The sequence below is a fragment of the Stenotrophomonas sp. genome (assembly GCF_032056425.1).
Lineage (GTDB): Bacteria > Pseudomonadota > Gammaproteobacteria > Xanthomonadales > Xanthomonadaceae > Stenotrophomonas.
In genome coordinates, this window is record NZ_DAMBCN010000003.1 from 24,883 (window position 1) to 45,660 (window position 20,778).

The window sequence follows — 20,778 nt, forward strand, 5'->3', positions numbered from 1 at the left end:
GACCCCGCCAGCAGGACCCCCGCGCATGGATGAGCGTCACCTCAAGCGTCTTTACATTGCCCTGTCGGTGCCCTTTGGCCTGCCCAGCCTGCTGCTGGGCGGCGTGGGCGCCTTCATCGCGGCCATGATGGGCGTGTTCGCCTTCATCCGCGTGGATGCAGACAGCCTGCGCTTGGGCGGCGGGCTGTTGCTGTGGGGGCTGGCCGGGCTGTCGGGCCTGCTGGCCTGGGTGATGCTCAGTGCCTTCTGGTTGCGTGGTGGCTTCGCCGCACTGCGTGCCGCCTGGGTGGGCTGGTGGTGGTTGCTGGCCCTGGGCATGCTCGCCACGCTGCCCATGCTGGTCCTGGCACTGACCTACTTCTCCGAACTGGGCCTGACCGTATTGAACAGCCTGTTCGCCGGGCCCTCGCTGCTGGTGCCCGCCGCCCTGCTGTTCTGCCTGCGCTGGCTGGTGCCGGCGCCGCCTGCCACGCAGGGGCCCGATCATGGATGAGCGCGTCCACCGCCGCATCTACATCGCGCATGGCCTGCTGTTCGGGCTGCCCGCGCTGCTGGCCGGCGGGCTGGTGGCGGGCTTCGGGGTCTATACCTTCCTCACCCGCAGCGCCTTCATGCGCGGCGACGAGGGCGCCGTGCTGTTCCTGTGGTCGGCGGCCGGCCTGGCGGGCCTGGTTGGCTGGCTGTGGCTGAGCGTGCGCTACCTGCGGCAGGGGCGTGGGGCATTGCGCCACGCCCGCGCGCTGCCGTGGATCGGTTTGGCGCTGGGCGGGCTGGCCGCGTTGGGCGTGGTGGGGTACATCGGGTTCGCCTGGGCCACCGGCAGCCCGTGGCAGGTGCTGGGCTATCTCGTACTGGGGCCGCCGTTGCTGGTACCCGCCGCCCATCTGCTGTGGCTGCGCCGGGCCCCTGGCACGGCGTGACGTGGACAACCATTTGCCGCCCACCGCCTTCTCAGGTACCGTTGCGACGCTGCCATGACCATGGCCGTGAGTTTGCCCCCTGAGCCAGGCGTTCCATGCATTGCCCCTTCTGCCAACATGCCGATACCCGCGTCATCGATTCGCGCGTCTCTGAAGACGGCGCGACGATCCGCCGCCGGCGTGAGTGCGAGGCGTGCAACGAGCGTTTCAGCACGCTGGAAACCGTCGAACTGAAGCTGCCGGCCATCGTCAAGAGCGACGGCACGCGCGAGGCGTTCGACCAGCGCAAGGTCCGCGCCGGCTTCGACCGCGCGCTGCAGAAGCGCGCGGTGCCGGAAGAAAAGATCGAAGCGGCGGTGCGCGCGGTGGTGCATCAGCTGCGCATCAGCGGCGAACGCGAAGTGCCCTCGATCAAGGTGGGCGAGTTCGTGATGAACGAACTGCGCAAGCTCGATCACGTCGGCTACGTGCGCTTCGCCTCGGTCTACCGCAGCTTCGAGGACGTGGCCGATTTCCGCGAGGAGATCGAGAAGCTGGAACGCGACCTGCCGTCCAGCACCGAACAGCTGCAGCTGCTGGGCGATGTCATCGCCCTGACCAAGAAAAAGAAGGGCTGACGCCCCGGCAGATGCCAACCTTGGTTGGCACGGAGGCAGGCATCGCCGGTAGCGCCGGGCCATGCCCGGCGGGATCGACGGCGCTACCATGTCGCCATGACGACTTCGTTCTCCGCCCTCGACCACCTGCACATGGCCAACGCACTGCGTCTGGCCGAGCGTGCCGCCTACACCACCCGCCCCAACCCGATGGTCGGCTGCGTGATCGCCCACGGCGAGCGCGTGGTCGGGCAGGGCTGGCACCAGCGAGCCGGTGGCCCGCACGCCGAAGTGTTCGCGCTGCGCGAGGCCGGCAGCGAAGCGCGGGGCGCCACCGCCTACGTCACCCTGGAACCCTGTGCGCACTATGGGCGCACGCCGCCGTGCGCGCTGGCGCTCATTGAGGCGGGTGTGTCGCGCGTGGTCGCGGCGATGCGCGATCCGTTCCCGCAGGTCGATGGCGGTGGCTTCGATCTGCTGCGCGCGGCGGGCATCGAAGTGGCTGAAGGTCTGATGGCCGCGCAGGCCCGCGAACTCAACAAGGGCTTCCTGTCGCGCGTGGAGCGCAACCGCCCGTGGCTGCGGGTGAAGCTGGCCGCCAGCCTGGATGGCCGCACCGCGATGGCCGATGGAACGTCGAAGTGGATCACCAGCGCGGCCGCACGCGAAGACGTGCAGCACTGGCGCGCACGCGCGGGCGCCATCCTGACCGGTGCCGACACCGTGCTGGCCGACGACCCGATGCTGACCGTGCGATTGGCCGACACCGAGGTGCTGCCGCCGCTGCGCGTGGTGCTCGATTCGCGCCTGCGCTCGCTGGAATGCAGTCGCGTGCGCGAGGGTGGGGCGCCGACGCTGTACCTGCATGATGCAGCGGTGAGTGCACCGGACGCAGCCGATGCCGAATTCGCCAGTGTGGCCAGCGTGGACGGGCGGCTGGACCTGGCTGCGGTGCTGGCACTGCTGGCCGAGCGTGGCATCAACGAAGTGCACACCGAAGCCGGTGCCACCCTGGCCGGGGCGCTGCTGCGTGGCGGCTGGGCGGACGAGCTGCTGCTGTACCAGGCGCCTACCTTGCTGGGCGATAGCGGCCGCCCGCTGCTGGCCGGCCTGGGTATTGAAGCGATGGAGCAGCAGCGCCGGCTGCGCGTGGTCGACCAGCGCCAGGTGGGGGATGACCTGCGGATGCTGCTGCGCGCGTGATGCGGTGAGATCCATCAACGCATTGCGTGGTTGTACATTGCGTCGTTACTCGCGTACCTGTAGCGCACCGCCATTCTAGGGATATTATTCTTTGAATCCCAGCAATTCCGGGGTGACGCCTGCTTTCAGCACGCTGTCTTCAATCTCTTTGAAGTGCCGGATTTTAATCAGGTCACTCTTTTTGTTGCAGTATCTGAATAAGCTTGCCATGCGTGTGGATTCGGCCTTGATGTTTACACACGTGCCTTTTGGAATGCTGACCTCGCTTCTCTCGTCATCTGGGGCAGTGAAGATGAGCCCGGCCAGTACAGGAGTGTTGGTCACCAGCCAGTAAGTGTGAAAGCTTTCCCTGTCAGCAGGGAGATAGGAACTATCGGTCATCACAATCGACAGCTTTCCACTGAGATTGTTTGGTGTCAGCTCAACGTCGTTGAATTGCGATCCCGTGACGTAGAACACCCCTTGTGGATGGTCTACAGGCTTCGAAAAAGCGGTCTCAGAGCGTCCGCCCAAACCCCAGTTATTCATCATGAGAACAAGTTTCGCTCCATTCACATCAACAACTTCCGTGGTGATTGAGACCAGCTCCGTCAGCGTATTCTCACAGCTCTCGGGTGCTTTGCAGGCAACTACATGGGGTTTGATGGTTGAGCTTGCACTTTCGAGTGTGAAATCAATAGCGCCGAATCCTGCGAAACTGTTTTTGGCCGGCGCTTCCATTGTCAGTCCAGGCAACGTCACGCAGGCAAGCAGCACGATCAGACAGCGCCTCAGCATCATGGAATCCGTGCGGAACAAGGCGGGCAGCGTGGACCACACGCACCTGCGCTTCCATGCAATTATTTGTAAAAGAAGCAAGCCTTTCTAAACTGTGCTGATAACGTCAGTTGACCTCGCACAATGCCGGAACGTCTACCTCATCTTCGCCGGCGTCCCACGTGTCCAGTGGCATCAGCGCCATCAACACGGTGCGCGAACGCTGCTGCCCGCGCGCACGGCGTCCGAGGCTTCGTGGTTCCCCATAGCAGTCCGCTACCGGTATGCAATGTGTGCCATCCGGATCCCCCTGTAGGTAGACGCGGGCCTGCAGCGTGGATGCATCTGCCGGCGATGGCGGTGAACTGGCCGCGCTTGCCGATGATGCCAGCAGTGCCAGCTGCGCAAGGTTTCGCGTACGCGAGGGCCGGGCAAGGAAAGACCTAAACATGGCGATGTGAGGCGGCAAAGGGATCACGAAGCATCGCCATCGCAGCCATCGATCATTCATGCAATCCTTCCGGATTGTGCGGCTGGAAGGCCGCGCACATCGCGCGCGGCCCGCCGTTACCGTGTCACGCGCATTCGTCGGTCCACATCGCTTCAGCCACCGGGCGCAGTGCCTTGCACTCCTGCGTCATTGCCTCGGCCGACTGCACCTGCGCCTTTGCCTTCAGTTCTTCGGCCATCGCGTCCACGCCGCTGATCTGCTCCGGTGCGATCTTCGCTACGCAGCTGCGGTGCTGCAGCAGCAGCAGGTCACAGCCCGGTACGCCGGTCACCTTCGGCGCTTCGGCGGCGGCGGCATCCTGCATCCACGCGTCGAAGGGGGCCAGCGCGCCTACCACCGGGCCGATCAGGTCGTCGAAGTTGGCGCTGTACCAGTACGCGCCGTCCTTGGCGGTGTACAGCTTCAGGCTGCCGGTGATCGGCTGGCGCGGGCCGCTCTGCAGGGCCTGGGTGTAGGCCTCGGTGAAGCGGATGCGCGTGGCCGGCGTGCCTTCGGCCAGGCTTTCGGCGAACAGCGGGCGTACGGCGGTCAGATCCACCGCCAGGCAGCGGAACTGCACCGAGGCGATCTTCTGGTCGTCCACGTATTCGTTGTCCTCCACCTGGCTGCCGGTGGCACGGCACTGCGAGCCGTGCAGGGCCTTGGCGTACATCGCCTCGGCGGCGGCCGGGTCGGCCTTGGCGCCAGCACCGGCCAGCACCACCTGCCACGGTTCGGCCAGCGCCTTGGCCAGCGCACCGGCCGGCGGGCTCAGCGCGTCTTCGCCGTTGAAGGCCGGTTTCAGTGCTTCGTTCAAGCGTGCGGTGGCGGCCGTGTCATCTTCCAGCAGGGCACGCGCGTACAGGTCGAAGGTCTGTTCCGGGCTCAGTGCGGCCGGGGCGGCACTGGCCAGCAACGGGGCGCCGATCAACGCGGTGGCCAGCAGGGTGCGAAGGGGGGTCTTCATGACGGATTTCCTGTTCCAGAGGCGCGCAAGCCTAGTCGATCCGCATGAAAAAAAACGGGCCCCTTGCGGGGCCCGTTCGATTACACGACGAGGATCGAGCAATCAGAAGCTGGCGCGTACGCCGGCCGAGAACTGGGTGACGTCGCGGTAACCGGACACTTCGCCTACCAGGCCCCAGGTCTTGGTGAAGTTGATCTGGCCGCCGACCGAGCCGACCCAGGTGCCTTCGAAGTCATTGCCACCGTCCATGTAACCGGCCTTGATCCAGGCTTCGGTCATGCGCGACGGCTTGCCACGCAGGCCCATGGTGGCGCGCACCAGGTTGGTGTGGTCCTTGCTGCTCAGGCGGCCGAAGTCCACGTCCTTCACGGTCAGTTCGGCCTGCTGGCGCACCCAGGCGATGTCGGCGGTGTAATCCACGCGATCGCTGAAGGGCATGTGGTAACCGATACCCAGCTCCGGCTGGTTCAGTTCCAGCTTGAAGGTGCCGTAGGCATAGTCGTAGGACTTGCTGGCGTAGTTCCAGCCACCGAACACATGCACCTGCTCGGCCAGCGCGATCGAACCGCGCACGTAGCCACCGTCGATCTTCGGATCGTTCAGCTCATCGTCGCTGGTCTTGAACTGGGTCCAGCCACCTTCAACGTAGGTGTAGCTCAGGGCTTCGGCCTGGGCCGACAGCGGGGCAACGGCCAGCAGGGCGGCCACGATCAGGATCTTGCGCATGGAGGTTCCTGTAAGAAATTCAGTCCATTGGCGGGATACCGTCGTGGCAGCCCGTGGCGACGTCATGTCGTCCGAACCGGAAGTTTAATGAAAAATTTACAGATTGCGAGCGACGCCCGTCACAGCTGGGGCGGGCGAGCAGGGCGCGCCTGGGGTCAGAGCCCATTGCTGTGCAATGGGACCCGACCCCTTGGGCACCCCGTTCAGGCCGGGCTGGTACACTGGGCGCGCCGGTTCGCCGGTACACAAACGTCTTCAGGGCGGGGTGCGATTCCCCACCGGCGGTAGGTGCGCAAGCACGAGCCCGCGAGCGCCCCGGCCCACGGCCGGGGGTCAGCAGATCCGGTCCAATGCCGGAGCCGACGGTATAGTCCGGATGAAAGAAGACGGTGCCACAGGGCCTTCGCGGCCCTGCGCCCGCCTGTTTGCCTTGCGGCGTTTTTCGCTCACTTTCCGCGGAGAACGTTTCTTGTTTACTGGAATCATCGAAGGCGTCGGCCGTCTGGCCGCACGCGAAGCCATCGGCGGCGATGTCCGCTTCACCTTCAACGTCGGCAACCTGCCGTTCGACCACGTGCAGATGGGCGAGAGCATCGCCATCAACGGTGTCTGCCTCACCGTCATCGCATTCGACGCCAGCAGCTTCCAGGCCGATGCGTCCACCGAGACCCTGGGCCTGACCACGCTCGGCCAGCTGGCTGAAGGTGCGGTCATCAACCTCGAACGCGCCATGCGCCCGACCGACCGCCTTGGCGGCCATCTGGTCAGCGGCCACGTCGATGGCCTCGGCCAGGTCCTGTCCATCCACGAAGATGCACGCGCGCAGCGCTGGCGTTTCGCCGCGCCGGCCGCGCTGCGCCGCTACATCGCCAAGAAGGGCTCGATCTGCGTGGACGGCGTCAGCCTCACCGTCAACGAAGTGGACGACGAAGGTTTCGAAGTCGCCCTGATCCCGCACACCGTGGCCAACACCGGCTTCTCCGCCACCGGCGTTGGCAGCGCGGTCAATCTTGAAATCGATCTGGTCGCTCGTTACGTAGAGCGCTTGATCGGTGTGCCGGCCAACGGTCAGCACCCGCAGGGAGATGCCGCATGAATTTCGCCCCGATCCCCGAGATCCTCGAAGACATCCGCCAGGGCCGCATGGTCGTCATCGTCGATGACGAAGACCGCGAGAACGAAGGCGACCTGATCATGGCCGCCGAGCTGGTCAAGCCGTCGGACATCAATTTCATGGTCACCCACGGCCGTGGCCTGGTGTGCCTGCCCCTTACCCGCACGCGCGCGGCCGATCTGGGCCTGGCGCCGATGGTGCAGTCCAACACCGCGCAGTTCCAGACCAACTTCACCGTCAGCATCGAAGCGGCCGAAGGCGTGACCACCGGCATCTCCGCCCACGATCGCGCCCACACCATCCGCACCGCGGTGAAGCCCAATGCCAAGCCGGCCGACCTGCACCAGCCGGGCCACATCTTCCCGCTGATCGCCCAGCCCGGCGGCGTGCTGACCCGCGCCGGCCACACCGAAGCGGGCGTCGACCTGGCCATGCTGGCCGGGCTGGAGCCGGCCGGCGTGCTGGTGGAAATCCTGAACCCCGACGGCAGCATGGCGCGCCGCCCGGAACTGGAAGTATTCGCCCGCGAGCACGGTTTGAAGATGGGCTCCATCGCCGATCTGATCGCCTACCGCCTGGCCACCGAAAAGACCGTCGAGCGCGTGGACGAGCGCGACATCGACACCGAATTCGGCCCGTTCAAGCTGGTCACCTACCGCGACCGCATCGCCCACGACCTGCATTTCGCCCTGGTGCGCGGCACCCCCGATGCCGACACCCCGACCCTGGTGCGGGTGCAGGTGGAAAACCCGCTGGCCGACCTGCTGCACTGGCGCCGCGATGATTTCGGCGTGGCCGCCACCGATGCCCTGCGCGCGATTGCCGCTGAAGGCGCCGGCGTGATGGTGGTGCTGTCGGCCCCGCGCGACGGCGAGGCCCTGCTGGCCCGCCTGCGCCAGCAGCCGGCACCGGTGGTGCCGGGCAAGGACAAGGACGTGGGCCAGTGGCGCCGCAACGGTGCCGGCGCGCAGATCCTGTCCGACCTGGGCCTGGGCAAGCTGCGCGTGCTGGGCACCCCGCGCCGCCAGGTCGGCCTGTCCGGCTACGGCCTGGAAGTGGTGGAGACGGTGACCCTGTAACGGCCGCCCAATGGGGTCGGAGCCCGCGGCGCGGGATCCGACCCCGGTAGCGCCGGGCCATGCCCGGCGGATGCCAGACCCCGCCAACCACGGCCGGGGCCCATCCACGCTAGAATTACCCCCTTATCGAACCCCCCAAGCCGCATATGAGCCACTACGAAGGCGATCTTCGCACCCCCGAGTCGGCGCGCTTTGCCATCCTGGCCAGCCGCTGGAACGCCCGCATCACCGATACCCTGGTTGCTGGCGCCCGCCAGAGCCTGGCCGGCAACGGCATTGCCGAAGCCAACATCGACGTGATCCGCGTGCCGGGTGCCTGGGAACTGCCGCTGGTCGCCGCGCGCCTGGCCGCTGCCCATGAACACGCCGCCATCCTCACCCTGGGCTGCGTCATCCGTGGCGACACCCGCCACTACGAACACGTGGCCGACCGCTGCGCCGAAGGCCTGATGCGCGTGCAGCTGGATTTCGGCGTGCCGGTGCTGAACGGCGTGCTGGCGGTGGAACGCGCCGAGGATGCCGAGGCCCGCGCCGGTGGCAGCCATGGCAACAAGGGTGAAGAAGTCGCACTCGCCGCACTGGAAATGGTCAATCTGCTGGAGCAACTGCCATGAACAAGAACACCCAGGGCAAGCCCTCCGGTAAACCCGTCCGCCGCGATGGCATCGACCCGGTGCTGCGTTCGCGCGCCCGTCGTCGCGCCGTGCAGGCGCTCTACGCGTGGCAGATCTCCGGTGGCAACGGCCAGTCGCTGATCGCCCAGTTCGCCCACGAGCAGGCCCGCGAAATCGCCGATCTGGCCTATTTCGAAGCCTTGGTGCATGGCGTGCTGGACAACCGTCGTGACATCGACGAAGCCTTGGCGCCGTACCTGGACCGTGGCATCGAAGAAGTGGATGCCATCGAACGCGCCGTGCTGCGCCTGGCCGGCTACGAGCTGCGCTACCGCTTGGACGTGCCGTACCGCGTGGTCATCAACGAAGCCATCGAATCGGCCAAGCGTTTCGGCTCCGAGCATGGCCACACCTACGTCAACGGCGTGCTGGATCGCGCCGCCGTGGAATGGCGCAAGGTCGAATCGGGTCACTGACCCGTTTCTGCCTCTGGCGGATGCCCTGACACCGCCTCTGGTAGGTGCCAACCTTGGTTGGCACCGATGCCTGATACCGCCATTACCTCGGGAGCGCCCCATGTCCCTGGCCGAATTCGCCCTCATCGACCGTATCCGCGCACGTACCACCGAGCGCGACGACATCCCGCTCGGCATTGGCGATGACGCGGCACTGCTGCAGCCGCGTGCGAATGAGCAACTGGTGGTCACCGCCGATACGCTCAACAGCGGCGTGCACTTCCCGGCCGAAACCCCGGCCTACGACATTGGCTGGAAGACCCTGGCGGTCAACCTGTCCGATCTGGCAGCGATGGGCGCGCGCCCGGCGTGGTGCACGCTGGCGCTGTCGCTGCCGGACACCAGTGAAGAGTGGATCGACGCGTTTGCCGAAGGCTTCTTCGCCCTGGCCGACCAGCACGACATCGCGCTGATCGGTGGCGACACCACGCGTGGCCCGCTGTCGCTGGCCGTGACTGCGATGGGCCAGGTCGGCCGTGGCCAGGCCCTGCGCCGCGACCGCGCCCAGGTCGGCGACGACGTCTGGGTGAGTGGCACGATCGGCGATGCCGCCGGTGCACTGAAGCTGTGGCAGCAGGGTGCGCTGGACGTGGCCACGGCCACCCTGCTGGGTGACTACGAAACCCTGCGCCTGCGCCTGCTGCGTCCCACCCCGCGCGTCACCCTCGGCCTGCGCCTGCGTGCCTTCGCGCATGCCGCGGTGGATCTGTCCGATGGGCTGGTGGCCGACCTCGGCCATATCGCCACGCGTAGTGGCGTGGCGGCACATATCGATGCGGACGTGCTGCCGATCTCGCCGGAGCTGCGTGGCCTGCTGGGCCGCGACGGTGCCCGCGAGTGCGCGCTGCGCGGTGGTGATGATTACGAACTGTGTTTCACCGCCGCCGCCGACCAGCGCGACGCGCTGCTGTACCTGTCCGAATCGCTGGATGTGCCGCTGACCCGCGTCGGTCGCATCACCGAAGGGCAGGGCGTGCAGGTGGATGGTGAAGTCGCCAGCGGCGGTTACCAGCACTTCGCCTGACATGCCGGCGCGGGGTCGGATCCCTTTGCAACGCAAAGGGCTGACCCCAGCCTCGATCCCGGCCTGTCATTTTGCAAGCTTTTGCATGGGCGTCCGCAGCGGCCCCGCCTAGACTCTGTGATCTCCCCCCTATGCGTGGCAGCGCAGGCGCGTGTGCGCTGCGGCCGCTGCGCAGGAGTCGCGCAACATGCATTGCTTTCGTTCGCTGGCGCGCCACGCGCTGCCCTGCACCCTGTTGCCGCTGCTGGCCATTGCGCCGGCCATGGCCTGTCAGCGTCAGTCTCCAGGTGACCAGGTGCTGGATGACAATCGCACCGTACCCAACCTGGACCTGCCTGACCGCTACTTCGCCGGTACCGGTGGCTACCTCGCCAGCGCCTATCGCTGCCCTGCGGGCGTGTCCGAATTCGTGATCAACGCGCCGTTGGCCGGACTCACCTATGTGCGTGACATCGTCTACGACGGGAATACCTATGCCGCGTATGGATTCAGCGACCGCTCGCCGTTGATCGGCATGCTCTACCAGATGGGCGATGACGCGCCGCATACCATTCGCGTCGGGACAGCGCAGACCGTGCGCGGTCCGTCACGTCCCGCAGAAGGCAGCGTCGACGCCGGGGTGATGATCCGCTACTTCCTGCGCGGTGGCGCCATGGAAAGCGTGCCGTACCGGCACCTGGGCAGCGTGGAGGCATGGCCGGTGGCCGATCCCACGCAGCGGCTGCAGACGCCGATCTCCCTGGGGTTCAACGTGCCGCCGGTCACCTGTGCACTGACGGACCACACCTTGGTGCTCGATGAGGTGATCGCCAATGAACTGGCCAGCCCGGGCGACAACGCCAAAGGCGTGGACTTCGACGTACTGATGGCCTGCCCGAGTGCGAACGTGGATGTGAGTTTCAGCATGGCCGATGCCAATGACCCGGCCAATACCGGCAGTCTGCTGGCGCCTGCGGCCGGCTCCGATGCAACGGGCGTGCGGGTGCAGATACTGCGCGGCGGTGTGCCGCTGTCGTTCGGGCAGGCGTGGTCGCATGGCTGGTCGGCAAAGGGCAGCCAGCCGATCGGCTTTCACGCCCGCTATCTGCGCACGGCCGATGCGCTGGCCCCAGGGGCCATCATCGGCGAAGCGGTGTTGACCGCGACCTATCGTTGACGTGTTGAACCCAGTGGGGTCAGAGCCCTTTGCGTTGCAAAGGGATCCGACCCCAACCGCGCTCAGCGCGCAAGCGTGGCCTCGGCATCGCGCGGGGTGCCGTAATCATCCAGCCACTGGAAGCGCAGCGTTGCCGGCACGGCGCCGCCCGCCGGCAACGGGAACCGTGCCGTGGCGCCCGGTGCCACCATGTCCACGTCCACCTTGCGGCCATCGGCCAGTGTCGCGGTGCTCAGTGTTACGTGGTACGCGCTGGGGTTGTGCACCTGCAGTGCGTCGCCGTCGGCGCGCCACTGCAGCAGGCCGGCCGCATCGCGCGCCTCACCGGCCAGGCCGGCCGGGCGGTGGAACAGCTTCACCCGCGTGCGCACGGCAAACTGCAGCAGATTCCTGTCGGCCGCATCGGTTGGCTTGGGTGGGATGTCCAGCAGGTTGAAGTAGAACACCGACTCACGGTCGGCAGGCAGCACGTCCTCCGACGGACGTGGCGCATAGGTCAGCCGGTAGGCCTGGCTCTGCTGCGGCTGCAGCAGGCGGGGCTCGGCCGGGGTCAGGCGGAATGGGGTGCGTGCATCTTCCGGCCGCGCGTGGCTGTCGCCCGCGTCAATCCAGACTTGAGTCATGGCCGGGTGCTGGCCGGTGTTGCTGGCGCGCACCGTCACATCGCGGCCCTTGCTGGCGTCGTGCACGATGCGCGTACCCTGCAGGGTCACGGCCGCCGAGGCCGGCAGCGCAACGAGCGCCAGCACAAGCGCGTGCATCCACGGCATGGCGTGGCATTTCATGGTTCACCTCATTGGAGGGCACCGGCCCGGCGCGCAGGCAGGGCCGGTGCGGGGCTTACTTGTAGAGCACGACGAAATCGCCAGAGGCGTTGGCGGTGCCGGCGGTCGCGTTCTTCGCGGGCGAGGCATACCAGGCGCTGTAGTCCAGCTGGCCGCTGCCGCCGGCCGGGATGGTCACCCATTGGCTGGGATCCTCACCGATCTTCTGGTGGTTGCCGCCGGCGTCGTACAGCGCTACGCCCACATTGCCTGCCGTGGAGGCGGCCGTGAGGGCGAGGTTGCCGGTGGCGCCATCGACGGTGCCGCCGAAGCGCACGCCAACTTCCTGTGCAGCACCCGAAGCGGTGCAGTCCAGCAGGATGGAAAAGTTCTTCTGGCCGGCACGGGTGTCGGCATTCACCGATACCAGGTCGACCTTGCCCATCGGCACGGTGACGGCACCGCCGGTGGAGGCGACCGAGCAGGTCGAGGCCAGCAGTTCGCCGGTGATTTCCAGCTTCTCGGCAAAGGCTGACGGAGCTGCAAGCAGCAGGGACAGGGCGAGCGCTGCGGGTTTCAATTGCATGGGAGTGGGTCTCCAGGAAAAGGGGCGTGCCATGGAACGGCACCGCCGGAAGTCTCGGCGTGACGCGTGCGCGCCGGAATGAAAGAAGTTGCAAATCGCAGGGATCTGCGCGCTTTTGCAACGAATTGCATGTGCTCGCCCGCACGCACCCCCTAGTCTCCTCATTCCCCTGCATCACGCCCGCAGTCTGCTGCGGGTCTTCCGTCATGAGACTTGCACCCTGCGTTGGGCGCCACCGTGTGCTACCTGCGGCCGTGGCCCTGTCGCTCGCTTCGCCTGCGCTTGCCGCGCCCGAGTCAACGCTGGAGTTCAGCGATGGCTTCCTGCTGGGTGGGCAGGCCATCGACATGACGCGCTACGCCAATGGCAATCCGGTGGCTGCCGGCATCCACGCGGTGGATGTGTACGTGAACGACCAGTTCCTGCAGTCGCGCGATCTCCGCTTCGAGCCAGGCCCAGACCCGCACATCGCCCAGCCCTGCCTGCCATTGGACCTCCTGCAGCTGCTGCCATTGAAGGCGCAGTACCTGCAGGCCCTGCAGGCAGGTTCGGGCTGCGTGGATCTTGCCGCGCAGGTGGAAGGTGCCACGGTCGCGTTCGACAGCGGCACGCTCCGCCTGTCGATCAGCGTGCCACAGGCGGCCCAGGCGCAGGCCGCGCGCGGCTACGTGGCACCGGCGCAACGCGATGCCGGCATTACCGCTGCCTTCATCGACTACAGCGCCAACCACCAGCGCAGCAACGGCACCGACAGCAGCTATCTTGGTGTGCATGCCGGGCTCAACGTGGGTGGCTGGCGGCTGCGCCACCGCACCTCGTTCAGCCGTACCGACGCCGGTACCCGGCAGAACGTCATCAGCAGCCAGCTGCAGCATGATCTGCCGGGCTGGAACAGCCAGCTGCTGCTGGGCCAGGGCCACACCGGCGGTGAACTGTTCGACAGTGTGGCATTCACCGGTGTGAGGGTGGCCAGCGATGAACGCATGCTGCCCGATTCGCTGCGCGGCTTCGCGCCGGTGGTGCGCGGTATTGCCGAAAGCAATGCACGGGTGAGCATCCTGCAGAACGGCGTGCTCATCCATGAAGTGAACGTGCAGCCGGGTCCGTTTTCCATCGAAGATCTGTACCCCACCCATTTCGGTGGTGACCTGCAGGTCACGGTCACCGAGGCCGATGGCCGCCAGCAGCAGTTCACGGTGAATTTCTCGGCGGTACCCCAGGCGCTGCGCGCGGGTGCATCACGGCTGAGCGCGACGGCCGGCCAGTTGCGCGATACCGGTATCGCCATCGAATCGTTGCAATTTGCCGAGGGCACCTATGCGCGTGGCATCAGCAATCACCTGACTCTGCTGGGTGGCGCGCAGATCGCACAGGACTACCACGCGGTGCTGGCAGGTGCGGCAGTCAATACCCGTGTGGGTGCGTTCGGCGCCGACATCACCCACTCGCGCGTGCGCCTGCATGGCCAGGCGGTCACTGCGGGCAACAGCTACCGGCTGAACTACCAGCGCTACCTCGCGCGTACCGGCAGCAACTTCGGCCTGGCGGCCTACCGCTACAGCACCCAGGGCTTCCTCAGCCTGCACGATGCCGCGCGTGCGCAGGCCGACGATTGGGGCGCGATGGGCCGTGCCCGCCAGCGCTACCAGGTCAATTTCACCCAACGGTTGGGGGCGCGCAGTTCGCTGTACCTCAGTGGCGGCCACGTCGCCTACTGGAACAGCACGCGCAGGCAGAACGATTTCCAGCTGGGGTTCCAGAGCGTGGCTGGCCGGGTCAACTATGGGCTGTCCGCGCAGCGCTACCGACGGGGCGAAGGTGGTCTGGATACACGCTATGCGTTCACCCTGAGCGTACCGCTGGGGCGCGCGGATACGGCACCACGGTTGAGCAGCCAGGTCAGCCATGCGGGCAGCGGCAGCCAGACGCAGGTGGGTGTGAACGGCGTACTGGGTGAGCGTCGCGCGCTGAGCTACGGGCTGTCCGCATCCACCGGCAGCGGCGACACGGGGACACGCAGCCACGGTGCGTATGCCAGCTACCTGGGCCCGCGTGCCCATCTCAACGCCAGCTACAGCCGCTTGGGCCAGTACCGCAGCCAGAGCCTCGGCGCTTCCGGCAGCCTGGTGCTGCACGGCGGCGGCGTGTTGGCCGGGCCGCCGGTGGGCGAGGGTTTCGCACTGGTGCATGCCGCCTGCGCTGAGGGCGCACAGGTGGGCGGCACTGCCGATGTCCGCATCGGCCGCAATGGCTACGCGCTGCTTCCGCATGTCAGCCCCTACCGCTGGAACCGCATTGAACTGGATCCCTCAGGCCTGCCGATGGAAGTGGAACTGATGCGCACCTCCTACCAGGTGGCGCCCACCGCCGGCAGCATTGTGCGGGTGCCATTCGAGGTACGCCGCCAGCGCACGTTGTTCATCGATGCCACCGACGCGCTGGGTCAACCGCTGCCGTTTGCCGCCGAGGTGACGACTGCCAGCGGCGCACCGGCCGGTGCGGTCGGGCAGGGCGGGGTGATCCAACTGCGCGGCGCGGACGACCGCGGCGAGCTGCTGATCGACCCGGCGGGCACGCACGCCTGCCGCCTGCAGTACCAGATGCCCGACGCACCGGACAGCTATGGCCTGTACTGGACCCACGCCCGCTGCCAGCCCTTGGTGACCGGCCTTCCATCCACTTCCAAGAGGATTCCCTGATGTTGCTTGTCCTGCGCGCCGCCACCCTGTTGGGTCTGGCGGCCTTTGCTCCGGCCGCCCTGGCCGACACCGCCACCCTGACCATCAGCGGCCGCGTGCTGCCCGGTACCTGCACCCTGGCTGCGCCCGCCATCGACCTTGACCCGATCAAGGCCGACGCGCTGGTGGTGGGCGACAACGGCCTGAAGGCGGGCACGCTCAACTTCACCGGCTGCGTGGGCGTGGCCCGGGCCAAACTGAGCTTTGCCGGTACCGCTGCAACCGGTGATGCGCAGCGCTGGCAGAACACCGCAGCCACCGATCCGGCCAGTGGTGTCACCGTAGCCCTGAAGCAGGGTGCCACCGGCAACACCTACCTGAAGAATGGCGACACCGGCATCACCGTTACTGTCAGCGGTGCGACGGCGAGCTTCCCGCTGCGCGCCGGCTACTACGTACCGGCGCTGGCGGCAGCCAGAGGCGGTGTGGTGGCGGCGGAGATCACCGTGACGGCGACCTACGAATGAGTCGGCGCAGGGCCGGATCCCTTTGCAACGCAAAGCGCTCTGACCCCTTGTATGTGTCCCCTCACGCCGCGCGCAGCTGCACATCCACGTATTCGGCCAACGCACGGCAAGCAAACAGCAGCCCTTCGCGTGTGCCATCACCCACCTGTTCCGCTTCGTCGCCATCCACGCGCGTGCGTTCGATGGCGTGCAGCAGTTCCAGCAGGAAGGTCTGCCCGGCATTGGCGCGGTCGATGCGGGCCAGCGCCATGCTCTGGCCGGGCGTGTGGCCATCGTTCGGCCACGGCTGGCCGTTGGCCGCTTCCACCTGGCGGATGCGCCGCAGGCAGTTCAGAACGGTGATGCTCTCGGGCGTGCGTTCGGGGGCGTTGGCGGCATCGGTGGCGGCCAGCGTGCTTTCCAGCGTGCGCGCCAGATCGTCGGGCAGGCGCGCGGCGGCGTCGCCCAGGGTGGCGAACAGGAAGGGGTACTTGGTCGTGGTCATCTGGGCGTCCTTGTGCATGAAGCAGGACGCCACCCGCGCGGGAAGGCGAGGGTGGCGGACGGTGCGTGGTTCCAATACCGGGAAAGTGTTGTCAAACACCGGCGGGCACGAGGCCCCCACGCACCGCCCGCCATGGAGGCGCGGACGGATTGTCTGCCGGCGCCACGCACAGGGGATGCGCGACGCCGACAGACAAGCGTAAACAACACTATTCGAACGGGATTGGAAGCCCGTGCCACCCGTTGTCGGTGGCCTGCTCATCGTGGATGGCAAACGCCTGCCGCCCAATGAGAAAAGTTGGAAAGGTAGAAGAATTACGAATGTTTGCAGCGGGGCGGCAGCGGTCGCACGAGCGTGCAGATCGCGACAGCTGTTGTAGAGCTGAGCCCATGCTCGGCTGCGTTTTGCGCGGGCGCGCCAGCCGAGCGTGGGCTCGGCTCTACAGGATTGCGGGCGGGCTATGCCGCTGGCAGCACCTTGCTCGGGTTGAGAATGCCGTCTGGGTCCAGCGCGGCCTTGATCGCGCGCATCGTCGCCAGCGTGGCCGGGGTGAACGCCTGCGCCATGAAATCGCGCTTGGCCAGGCCGATGCCATGCTCGCCTGACAACGTGCCACCCAGCGCCAGCGTCAGTTCGAAGATCTTCGGCAGCGCCGCATGTGCGCGCGCGTTTTCGTCGGCGTCTTCCGGGTGGTAGAGGATGTTGACGTGCAGGTTGCCGTTACCGGCATGGCCGAAGGTGACGATGGTCAGCGTGTACTCGCGCGCCAGTGCCTGCACCCCGGCTACCAGGTCGGGAATGCGCGAGACAGGCACCACCACGTCTTCGTTGATCTTGCCCGGTGCAACGCTGCGCAGTGCAGGCGACAGCGCCTTGCGCGCGGCCCACAGCTGGTCGCGGGCGCGGCCTTCCATCGCCACGTCCAGTTCGATCATGCCGTCGCCCTCGGCGGCGGTTGCGAGCGCCTGCAGCAGGTAGGGCAGGGTGTCGTGGTCACCATCGGCTTCGACCAGCAGCATCGCGCCAGCCTCAGGCACCTCGGCTCCATTGAGGCGCAGCAGCTCCAGGCTGCGGGCATCCATGAATTCCAGTCGCGTGGGCACCACCGGTTGCGACATCAGGCGCGACACCGCTGCAGCGGCTGCATCGGCATCGCGGTACAGCACGCGCAGGCCGGCCTGGCTGACCGGCAGCGGGGTCAGCTTGAGGGTGGCCTCCACGATCAATGCCAGCGTGCCTTCGCTGCCCACCAGCAGGTGGGTCAGGTCGTACCCGGTGGCGTCCTTGGTGTAGGCGCCGCCACAGCGGATGACTTCACCGGTGCCGGTGACGGCGACCAGGCCCAGCACGTTGTCGCGGCTGGTGCCGTATTTCACCGCGCGCGGGCCGCCGGCGTTGCAGGCCAGGTTGCCGCCCACGCTGCAGATCTCGGCACTGGACGGGTCCGGTGCCCAGAACAGGCCGTGCGGCGCCAGTGCCTGCTGCAGCGTGCCGTTCAACACGCCCGGCTGCACCACCGCGCAGCGGTCGCCGGCGCGGATCTCGACGATGCGGTCCATGCGGGTGAAGGACAGCACGATGCTGCCCGGCTGCGGCACCGCCGCGCCGGTGGTGCCGGTGCCGGCGCCACGCGCGACCAGGGCCACGCCGTGCGTGCGGCAGGCGCGCACCAGCGCCTGCACCTGTTCGATGTCGGCCGGCAGCGCCACGGCTTCCGGGCGCTGCCGGCGCCAGGAATTGTCCTGCGCGTTGGCCTCCAGCGCACCGTCATCCATGCGCCAGCCCTCCGTGCCCAGCAGGGTGGACAGTTCGGCAACGAGGGCGGCAGGCAGGGCAGTGCTCATGAGGGGTTCCGGGGGACGGCAGGGGCGGGTTGGATCAGTTTCCAGGCAACCACGGCGGTGGCCAGCGGCAGCCATACCCAGCGCAGCTCGGACAGCAGCGTGGCCAGGCCGCGCGCGCTGAAGAACTGCGGGGCAAACGGTGAAACGCGGATCGGCCGCCAGGGTGCAAAGAAGCGATGCTCGCTCCACGGCCAGGCCAGGGCGACGCCCAGCCCGCCGGAGGTCATTGCATCCAGCAGCGGATGGCTGGCTGCGCAGATGAAGACGAATACCGCCGCCTGCACGGTGGACGCCACCGTTGGCCGCGCCGTGGCAGGTGCCAACCTTGGTTGGCACGAAACCGCCGACCAAGGTCGGCGACTACCAAAGAACGCCGCCAACGCTGCCAGCGCCGCCAACACCCCGGCAAACAACAACGAATGACTGGCCCCGCGATGCCCGAAGGCATCGGCATAGGGAATGTGCAGTGCGAACGCCAGCACATCGGCATCGGGCAGCATTGCGGCGACCACGCCAGCGCCCAGCAGCCACGGTGGAATGCGGCCGCGATCGGCAGCACACCACAACGCCAGTGGCACGGCAGCGTGGGTCATGATCGAAGGCATCAGCAATCGTCCAGACGGAAGGCGTCGCGCAGCCACTGCAACTGTGGGGGCTCGCCCGTGGCTTCCACCACATCGAAACGGCAGGGCGCGTTGGCCAGGGCAGGATGGTCCTGCAGGTACAGCTGCGCGGCATGGGCCAGGCGGCGGCACTTGCGCGCGTCCACCGAGGCGGCGCCGCCACCGAAGTCCGAACGCGCGCGGTAGCGCACTTCCACGAACACCACGGTGCCCGCATCGTCCATCACCAGGTCCAGTTCACCGCCGCGGTAGCGCACGTTGCGTGCGCGCGGCTGCAATCCGGCCTGTTGCAGGTACTGCTCGGCGGCGGCTTCCACCGCCGAGCCCCGTTGCAGATGCTCAGCGACCACCGGCGATCGGCATCGGGCGGCCACCACTGAAGGTGGACCACGCCGGCTGGCGCAGGATGTTGCCATTGCTGTCCAGGTACAGCGTGCCGGTGGCGCCATCCAGGCCGCCTTCGTTGGACAGCTTTTCCAGGTAGGCGCTGATTTTCCAGGCATCGGCGCCGAAGGCGAACAGGCGGCTGGCCGCACCGCGCGCGCTGGGCAGCGTCTGCGCCACCTGGGCGGCCGAGGGCAGGCCGGACACGCTGCGCACGTTCCAGGCTTCGTTGGGGTAGATGATGCCGTCCAGCGCCACGTCTTCTTCCACCTTGCCGCTGCCGGTGGTCAGCTGCGAGGTGCCAACGCGGGTGGCGCCGCCGGCACCGGCCAGGGCCAGCTGCGGGGCCAGCAGGCGGGCCTGCGGTGCACGCACGGCCAGGAACACGGCATCGACCTGGCCCGCGTTGCGGACCTGGGCGCCCACATCACCCACCGCGTCGCTGATGCTGACAGTGGCGGCAACCGTGCCACCGCGCTGGGCAAAGCGCTGCGCGAAGGCGGCGGCGGCGCGGCGGCCGGTGTCGTCACTGCTGTTGATCACCAGCGCCTTGCTGCGCTCGCGGCCACGCAGGTATTCGGCGGCGACGATGCCATCGTCCTCCGGCGCCAGCGAGAACCCGGCGCTGCCGGCCGGCGGCGCGTCCTTGCCGCGGTTCAGGCCGAGCACCGGAACCGGCAGCTGCGCGCGGCCGTACACCGCGTCCACTTCGTCGCGGCCCAGCGGGCCGACCACGAAATCGACGCCCGAAGCGACCGCCTTGTCATAGGCGGCCAGGGCGCCGGCCGGGGTGCCGGCGGTATCGAAGAAGTTGATGTCCGGGCGGCGCCGGCTTTCGCCGTAGTACGCCGCCAGCAGGCCATCACGCACCGGCTGTGCCGCGGTGGCCAGGCGGCCGCTGAGCGGCAGCAGCACGGCCATCTTCGCCGGCGGGCGGTAGCCATCGCTCATGGCCGGCGGGCGCTTGCTGGTGTCGAACTGGGCCGCGCCGTCGCGGTCGAACGGGCGCGGCAGCGGCAGGCCGCGCGCAATCAGGGCGCGACCGGCGAAGTTGTACAGCGGGTCGTTGGCCGGCAGTGCGGCGGCGCGGCTGCGCAGCGTGGCATCGTCCAGCGTGCCCAGCAGACCGGCGATAGCGGCCTGGTTCTCGTTGCGGGCGGTGCCGGTCAGACCGGCATGGGCGCGGGCACGCTCGGTGGCGGCGGCGAAGCTGTCACCGCTGGCCTGCAGGGCGCTGGCGCGGGCCAGATACCAACGGGTACGCAGGCTGGGGTGCACGCTATCGCCGTGCTCCTTCAACAGGGCCAAGGCCTGCGCCGGCTGCTTGTCGGCCAGGGCCAGCTCGGCGCTGGCCAGCTGGAAGCGCTGCAGGCTGGCACCGCTCAGCTGGCGGGCGGTCAGCTGGCCCAGCAGGCTGCGCGCGCGGGCGCTGTCACCGGCCAGGTGCCAGGCCCAGGCCGCATCGGCCAGGGTATTGCTGCGGGCGGTGCCGCGCAGGGTCGCGGCCTGCGCTTCCAGCTGCAGGGCGGCCTCGCGCGGCTTGCCCTGATCGATCAGCGCCAGCGCCTGGCTCTGGGCCGGCGATTCAGGGGCGCTGGTCAGGCTGGTGGTGGCACAACCGGCCAGCAGCATCAGCGAGAGCGACAGGGCGGAGATCCGTGCGGCGGGCTTGTTCATGATCGGGTCCATGCGATGAGGGCAGCGGCCTTGGCCAGGTACACGCTACGA

The 20,778-nt window shown here is 67.7% G+C and carries 22 protein-coding genes and 1 riboswitch; of the genes, 12 read left to right on the forward strand and 10 right to left on the reverse strand.

All coding sequences use genetic code 11. The features are described 5' to 3' along the window. Positions 1 to 25 precede the first annotated feature (25 nt). The 4 genes from RTY46_RS02890 to ribD all read left to right on the forward strand — a co-directional run bounded on the left by RTY46_RS02890 (position 26) and on the right by ribD (position 2,719). A complete protein-coding gene (locus RTY46_RS02890) occupies positions 26 to 493 on the forward strand; it encodes a hypothetical protein (protein WP_312706590.1) in 468 nt (155 codons plus the stop codon). Further along, on the forward strand, positions 486 to 920 hold the full coding sequence (locus RTY46_RS02895; RefSeq protein ID WP_312706591.1) for a hypothetical protein: 435 nt from the start codon (positions 486 to 488) through the stop codon (positions 918 to 920). The genes RTY46_RS02890 and RTY46_RS02895 overlap by 8 nt, the downstream gene beginning before the upstream one ends. Before the next feature lie 95 nt (positions 921 to 1,015). Then, a complete protein-coding gene (nrdR, locus tag RTY46_RS02900; protein WP_108748499.1) occupies positions 1,016 to 1,537 on the forward strand; it encodes a transcriptional regulator NrdR in 522 nt (173 codons plus the stop codon). Positions 1,538 to 1,633: 96 nt separating this feature from the next. Continuing rightward, positions 1,634 to 2,719 carry a bifunctional diaminohydroxyphosphoribosylaminopyrimidine deaminase/5-amino-6-(5-phosphoribosylamino)uracil reductase RibD gene (ribD, locus tag RTY46_RS02905; protein ID WP_312706592.1) on the forward strand — a complete coding sequence of 362 codons (1,086 nt, stop codon included), beginning with the start codon at positions 1,634 to 1,636 and terminating at the stop codon, positions 2,717 to 2,719. An 84-nt stretch (positions 2,720 to 2,803) separates the two neighbouring features. On the opposite strand, the gene RTY46_RS02910 is transcribed toward ribD, so the two are convergent. The 3 genes from RTY46_RS02910 to RTY46_RS02920 all read right to left on the reverse strand — a co-directional run bounded on the left by RTY46_RS02910 (position 2,804) and on the right by RTY46_RS02920 (position 5,658). After that, positions 2,804 to 3,538 (reverse strand): hypothetical protein, encoded by a 735-nt coding sequence (locus RTY46_RS02910; protein ID WP_312706593.1) that lies wholly within the window; start codon positions 3,536 to 3,538, stop codon positions 2,804 to 2,806. A gap of 512 nt (positions 3,539 to 4,050) precedes the next feature. Continuing rightward, entirely contained in the window at positions 4,051 to 4,932 is an 882-nt protein-coding gene (locus tag RTY46_RS02915; protein ID WP_312706594.1) for a hypothetical protein, read from the reverse strand. A gap of 102 nt (positions 4,933 to 5,034) precedes the next feature. After that, positions 5,035 to 5,658, reverse strand: a complete 624-nt coding sequence (locus RTY46_RS02920; RefSeq protein WP_312706595.1) for an outer membrane beta-barrel protein — start codon at positions 5,656 to 5,658, stop codon at positions 5,035 to 5,037. A 247-nt stretch (positions 5,659 to 5,905) separates the two neighbouring features. Further along, a riboswitch (FMN riboswitch) is annotated at positions 5,906 to 6,050 on the forward strand. Between the two features lie 77 nt (positions 6,051 to 6,127). Here RTY46_RS02920 and RTY46_RS02925 point away from each other — a divergent pair. The 6 genes from RTY46_RS02925 to RTY46_RS02950 all read left to right on the forward strand — a co-directional run bounded on the left by RTY46_RS02925 (position 6,128) and on the right by RTY46_RS02950 (position 11,160). Further along, on the forward strand, positions 6,128 to 6,754 hold the full coding sequence (locus RTY46_RS02925) for a riboflavin synthase (protein WP_312706596.1): 627 nt from the start codon (positions 6,128 to 6,130) through the stop codon (positions 6,752 to 6,754). Further along, positions 6,751 to 7,851 (forward strand): 3,4-dihydroxy-2-butanone-4-phosphate synthase, encoded by a 1,101-nt coding sequence (ribB, locus tag RTY46_RS02930; RefSeq protein ID WP_312706597.1) that lies wholly within the window; start codon positions 6,751 to 6,753, stop codon positions 7,849 to 7,851. Before RTY46_RS02925 ends, ribB begins: the two co-directional genes overlap by 4 nt. A gap of 146 nt (positions 7,852 to 7,997) precedes the next feature. Continuing rightward, entirely contained in the window at positions 7,998 to 8,465 is a 468-nt protein-coding gene (gene ribH, locus RTY46_RS02935; protein WP_004143439.1) for a 6,7-dimethyl-8-ribityllumazine synthase, read from the forward strand. After that, positions 8,462 to 8,941 (forward strand): transcription antitermination factor NusB, encoded by a 480-nt coding sequence (gene nusB, locus RTY46_RS02940; RefSeq protein ID WP_108748505.1) that lies wholly within the window; start codon positions 8,462 to 8,464, stop codon positions 8,939 to 8,941. The genes ribH and nusB overlap by 4 nt, the downstream gene beginning before the upstream one ends. A 106-nt stretch (positions 8,942 to 9,047) precedes the next feature. Then, the gene (gene thiL, locus RTY46_RS02945; RefSeq protein WP_312706804.1) at positions 9,048 to 10,004 is read left to right on the forward strand and encodes a thiamine-phosphate kinase; all 957 of its coding nucleotides are present in this window, start codon (positions 9,048 to 9,050) and stop codon (positions 10,002 to 10,004) included. A 187-nt stretch (positions 10,005 to 10,191) separates the two neighbouring features. Continuing rightward, positions 10,192 to 11,160 (forward strand): fimbrial protein, encoded by a 969-nt coding sequence (locus RTY46_RS02950; protein WP_312706598.1) that lies wholly within the window; start codon positions 10,192 to 10,194, stop codon positions 11,158 to 11,160. 62 nt (positions 11,161 to 11,222) lie between these two features. On the opposite strand, the gene RTY46_RS02955 is transcribed toward RTY46_RS02950, so the two are convergent. Together RTY46_RS02955 and RTY46_RS02960 are read right to left on the reverse strand one after the other, a co-directional pair. Further along, positions 11,223 to 11,930, reverse strand: a complete 708-nt coding sequence (locus RTY46_RS02955; protein WP_312706805.1) for a fimbria/pilus periplasmic chaperone — start codon at positions 11,928 to 11,930, stop codon at positions 11,223 to 11,225. A 70-nt stretch (positions 11,931 to 12,000) separates the two neighbouring features. Next, positions 12,001 to 12,510, reverse strand: coding sequence for a fimbrial protein (locus RTY46_RS02960; RefSeq protein ID WP_312706599.1), 510 nt, complete (start codon positions 12,508 to 12,510; stop codon positions 12,001 to 12,003). Between the two features lie 254 nt (positions 12,511 to 12,764). Between RTY46_RS02960 and RTY46_RS02965 the strand changes: the two genes are divergently transcribed. Together RTY46_RS02965 and RTY46_RS02970 are read left to right on the forward strand one after the other, a co-directional pair. Then, positions 12,765 to 15,209, forward strand: coding sequence for a fimbria/pilus outer membrane usher protein (locus RTY46_RS02965; protein WP_312706600.1), 2,445 nt, complete (start codon positions 12,765 to 12,767; stop codon positions 15,207 to 15,209). Further along, positions 15,209 to 15,715, forward strand: coding sequence for a fimbrial protein (locus RTY46_RS02970; RefSeq protein WP_312706601.1), 507 nt, complete (start codon positions 15,209 to 15,211; stop codon positions 15,713 to 15,715). The genes RTY46_RS02965 and RTY46_RS02970 overlap by 1 nt, the downstream gene beginning before the upstream one ends. A gap of 61 nt (positions 15,716 to 15,776) precedes the next feature. On the opposite strand, the gene RTY46_RS02975 is transcribed toward RTY46_RS02970, so the two are convergent. From RTY46_RS02975 to RTY46_RS02995, 5 genes are all read right to left on the reverse strand, one after another. Further along, the gene (locus RTY46_RS02975) at positions 15,777 to 16,199 is read right to left on the reverse strand and encodes a hypothetical protein (protein ID WP_312706602.1); all 423 of its coding nucleotides are present in this window, start codon (positions 16,197 to 16,199) and stop codon (positions 15,777 to 15,779) included. A 458-nt stretch (positions 16,200 to 16,657) separates the two neighbouring features. Continuing rightward, a complete protein-coding gene (locus tag RTY46_RS02980) occupies positions 16,658 to 18,043 on the reverse strand; it encodes an FAD-linked oxidase C-terminal domain-containing protein (protein WP_312706603.1) in 1,386 nt (461 codons plus the stop codon). Next, on the reverse strand, positions 18,040 to 18,648 hold the full coding sequence (locus tag RTY46_RS02985; RefSeq protein WP_312706604.1) for a metal-dependent hydrolase: 609 nt from the start codon (positions 18,646 to 18,648) through the stop codon (positions 18,040 to 18,042). Before RTY46_RS02985 ends, RTY46_RS02980 begins: the two co-directional genes overlap by 4 nt. After that, positions 18,648 to 19,043, reverse strand: a complete 396-nt coding sequence (locus RTY46_RS02990) for a YraN family protein (RefSeq protein WP_312706605.1) — start codon at positions 19,041 to 19,043, stop codon at positions 18,648 to 18,650. Before RTY46_RS02990 ends, RTY46_RS02985 begins: the two co-directional genes overlap by 1 nt. Then, entirely contained in the window at positions 19,006 to 20,727 is a 1,722-nt protein-coding gene (locus RTY46_RS02995; protein ID WP_312706606.1) for a penicillin-binding protein activator, read from the reverse strand. Before RTY46_RS02995 ends, RTY46_RS02990 begins: the two co-directional genes overlap by 38 nt. Positions 20,728 to 20,778 lie beyond the last annotated feature (51 nt).

Coding starts and splice junctions, on each gene's coding strand:
- RTY46_RS02890 (WP_312706590.1), top strand. CDS start 26: ATGGATGAGCGTCACCTCAAGCGTCTTTACATTGCCCTGTCGGTGCCC.
- RTY46_RS02895 (WP_312706591.1), top strand. CDS start 486: ATGGATGAGCGCGTCCACCGCCGCATCTACATCGCGCATGGCCTGCTG.
- nrdR (WP_108748499.1), top strand. CDS start 1,016: ATGCATTGCCCCTTCTGCCAACATGCCGATACCCGCGTCATCGATTCG.
- ribD (WP_312706592.1), top strand. CDS start 1,634: ATGACGACTTCGTTCTCCGCCCTCGACCACCTGCACATGGCCAACGCA.
- RTY46_RS02915 (WP_312706594.1), bottom strand. CDS start 4,932: ATGAAGACCCCCCTTCGCACCCTGCTGGCCACCGCGTTGATCGGCGCC.
- RTY46_RS02920 (WP_312706595.1), bottom strand. CDS start 5,658: ATGCGCAAGATCCTGATCGTGGCCGCCCTGCTGGCCGTTGCCCCGCTG.
- ribB (WP_312706597.1), top strand. CDS start 6,751: ATGAATTTCGCCCCGATCCCCGAGATCCTCGAAGACATCCGCCAGGGC.
- ribH (WP_004143439.1), top strand. CDS start 7,998: ATGAGCCACTACGAAGGCGATCTTCGCACCCCCGAGTCGGCGCGCTTT.
- nusB (WP_108748505.1), top strand. CDS start 8,462: ATGAACAAGAACACCCAGGGCAAGCCCTCCGGTAAACCCGTCCGCCGC.
- RTY46_RS02950 (WP_312706598.1), top strand. CDS start 10,192: ATGCATTGCTTTCGTTCGCTGGCGCGCCACGCGCTGCCCTGCACCCTG.
- RTY46_RS02955 (WP_312706805.1), bottom strand. CDS start 11,930: ATGCCGTGGATGCACGCGCTTGTGCTGGCGCTCGTTGCGCTGCCGGCC.
- RTY46_RS02960 (WP_312706599.1), bottom strand. CDS start 12,510: ATGCAATTGAAACCCGCAGCGCTCGCCCTGTCCCTGCTGCTTGCAGCT.
- RTY46_RS02970 (WP_312706601.1), top strand. CDS start 15,209: ATGTTGCTTGTCCTGCGCGCCGCCACCCTGTTGGGTCTGGCGGCCTTT.
- RTY46_RS02975 (WP_312706602.1), bottom strand. CDS start 16,199: ATGACCACGACCAAGTACCCCTTCCTGTTCGCCACCCTGGGCGACGCC.
- RTY46_RS02980 (WP_312706603.1), bottom strand. CDS start 18,043: ATGAGCACTGCCCTGCCTGCCGCCCTCGTTGCCGAACTGTCCACCCTG.
- RTY46_RS02985 (WP_312706604.1), bottom strand. CDS start 18,648: ATGCCTTCGATCATGACCCACGCTGCCGTGCCACTGGCGTTGTGGTGT.
- RTY46_RS02995 (WP_312706606.1), bottom strand. CDS start 20,727: ATGAACAAGCCCGCCGCACGGATCTCCGCCCTGTCGCTCTCGCTGATG.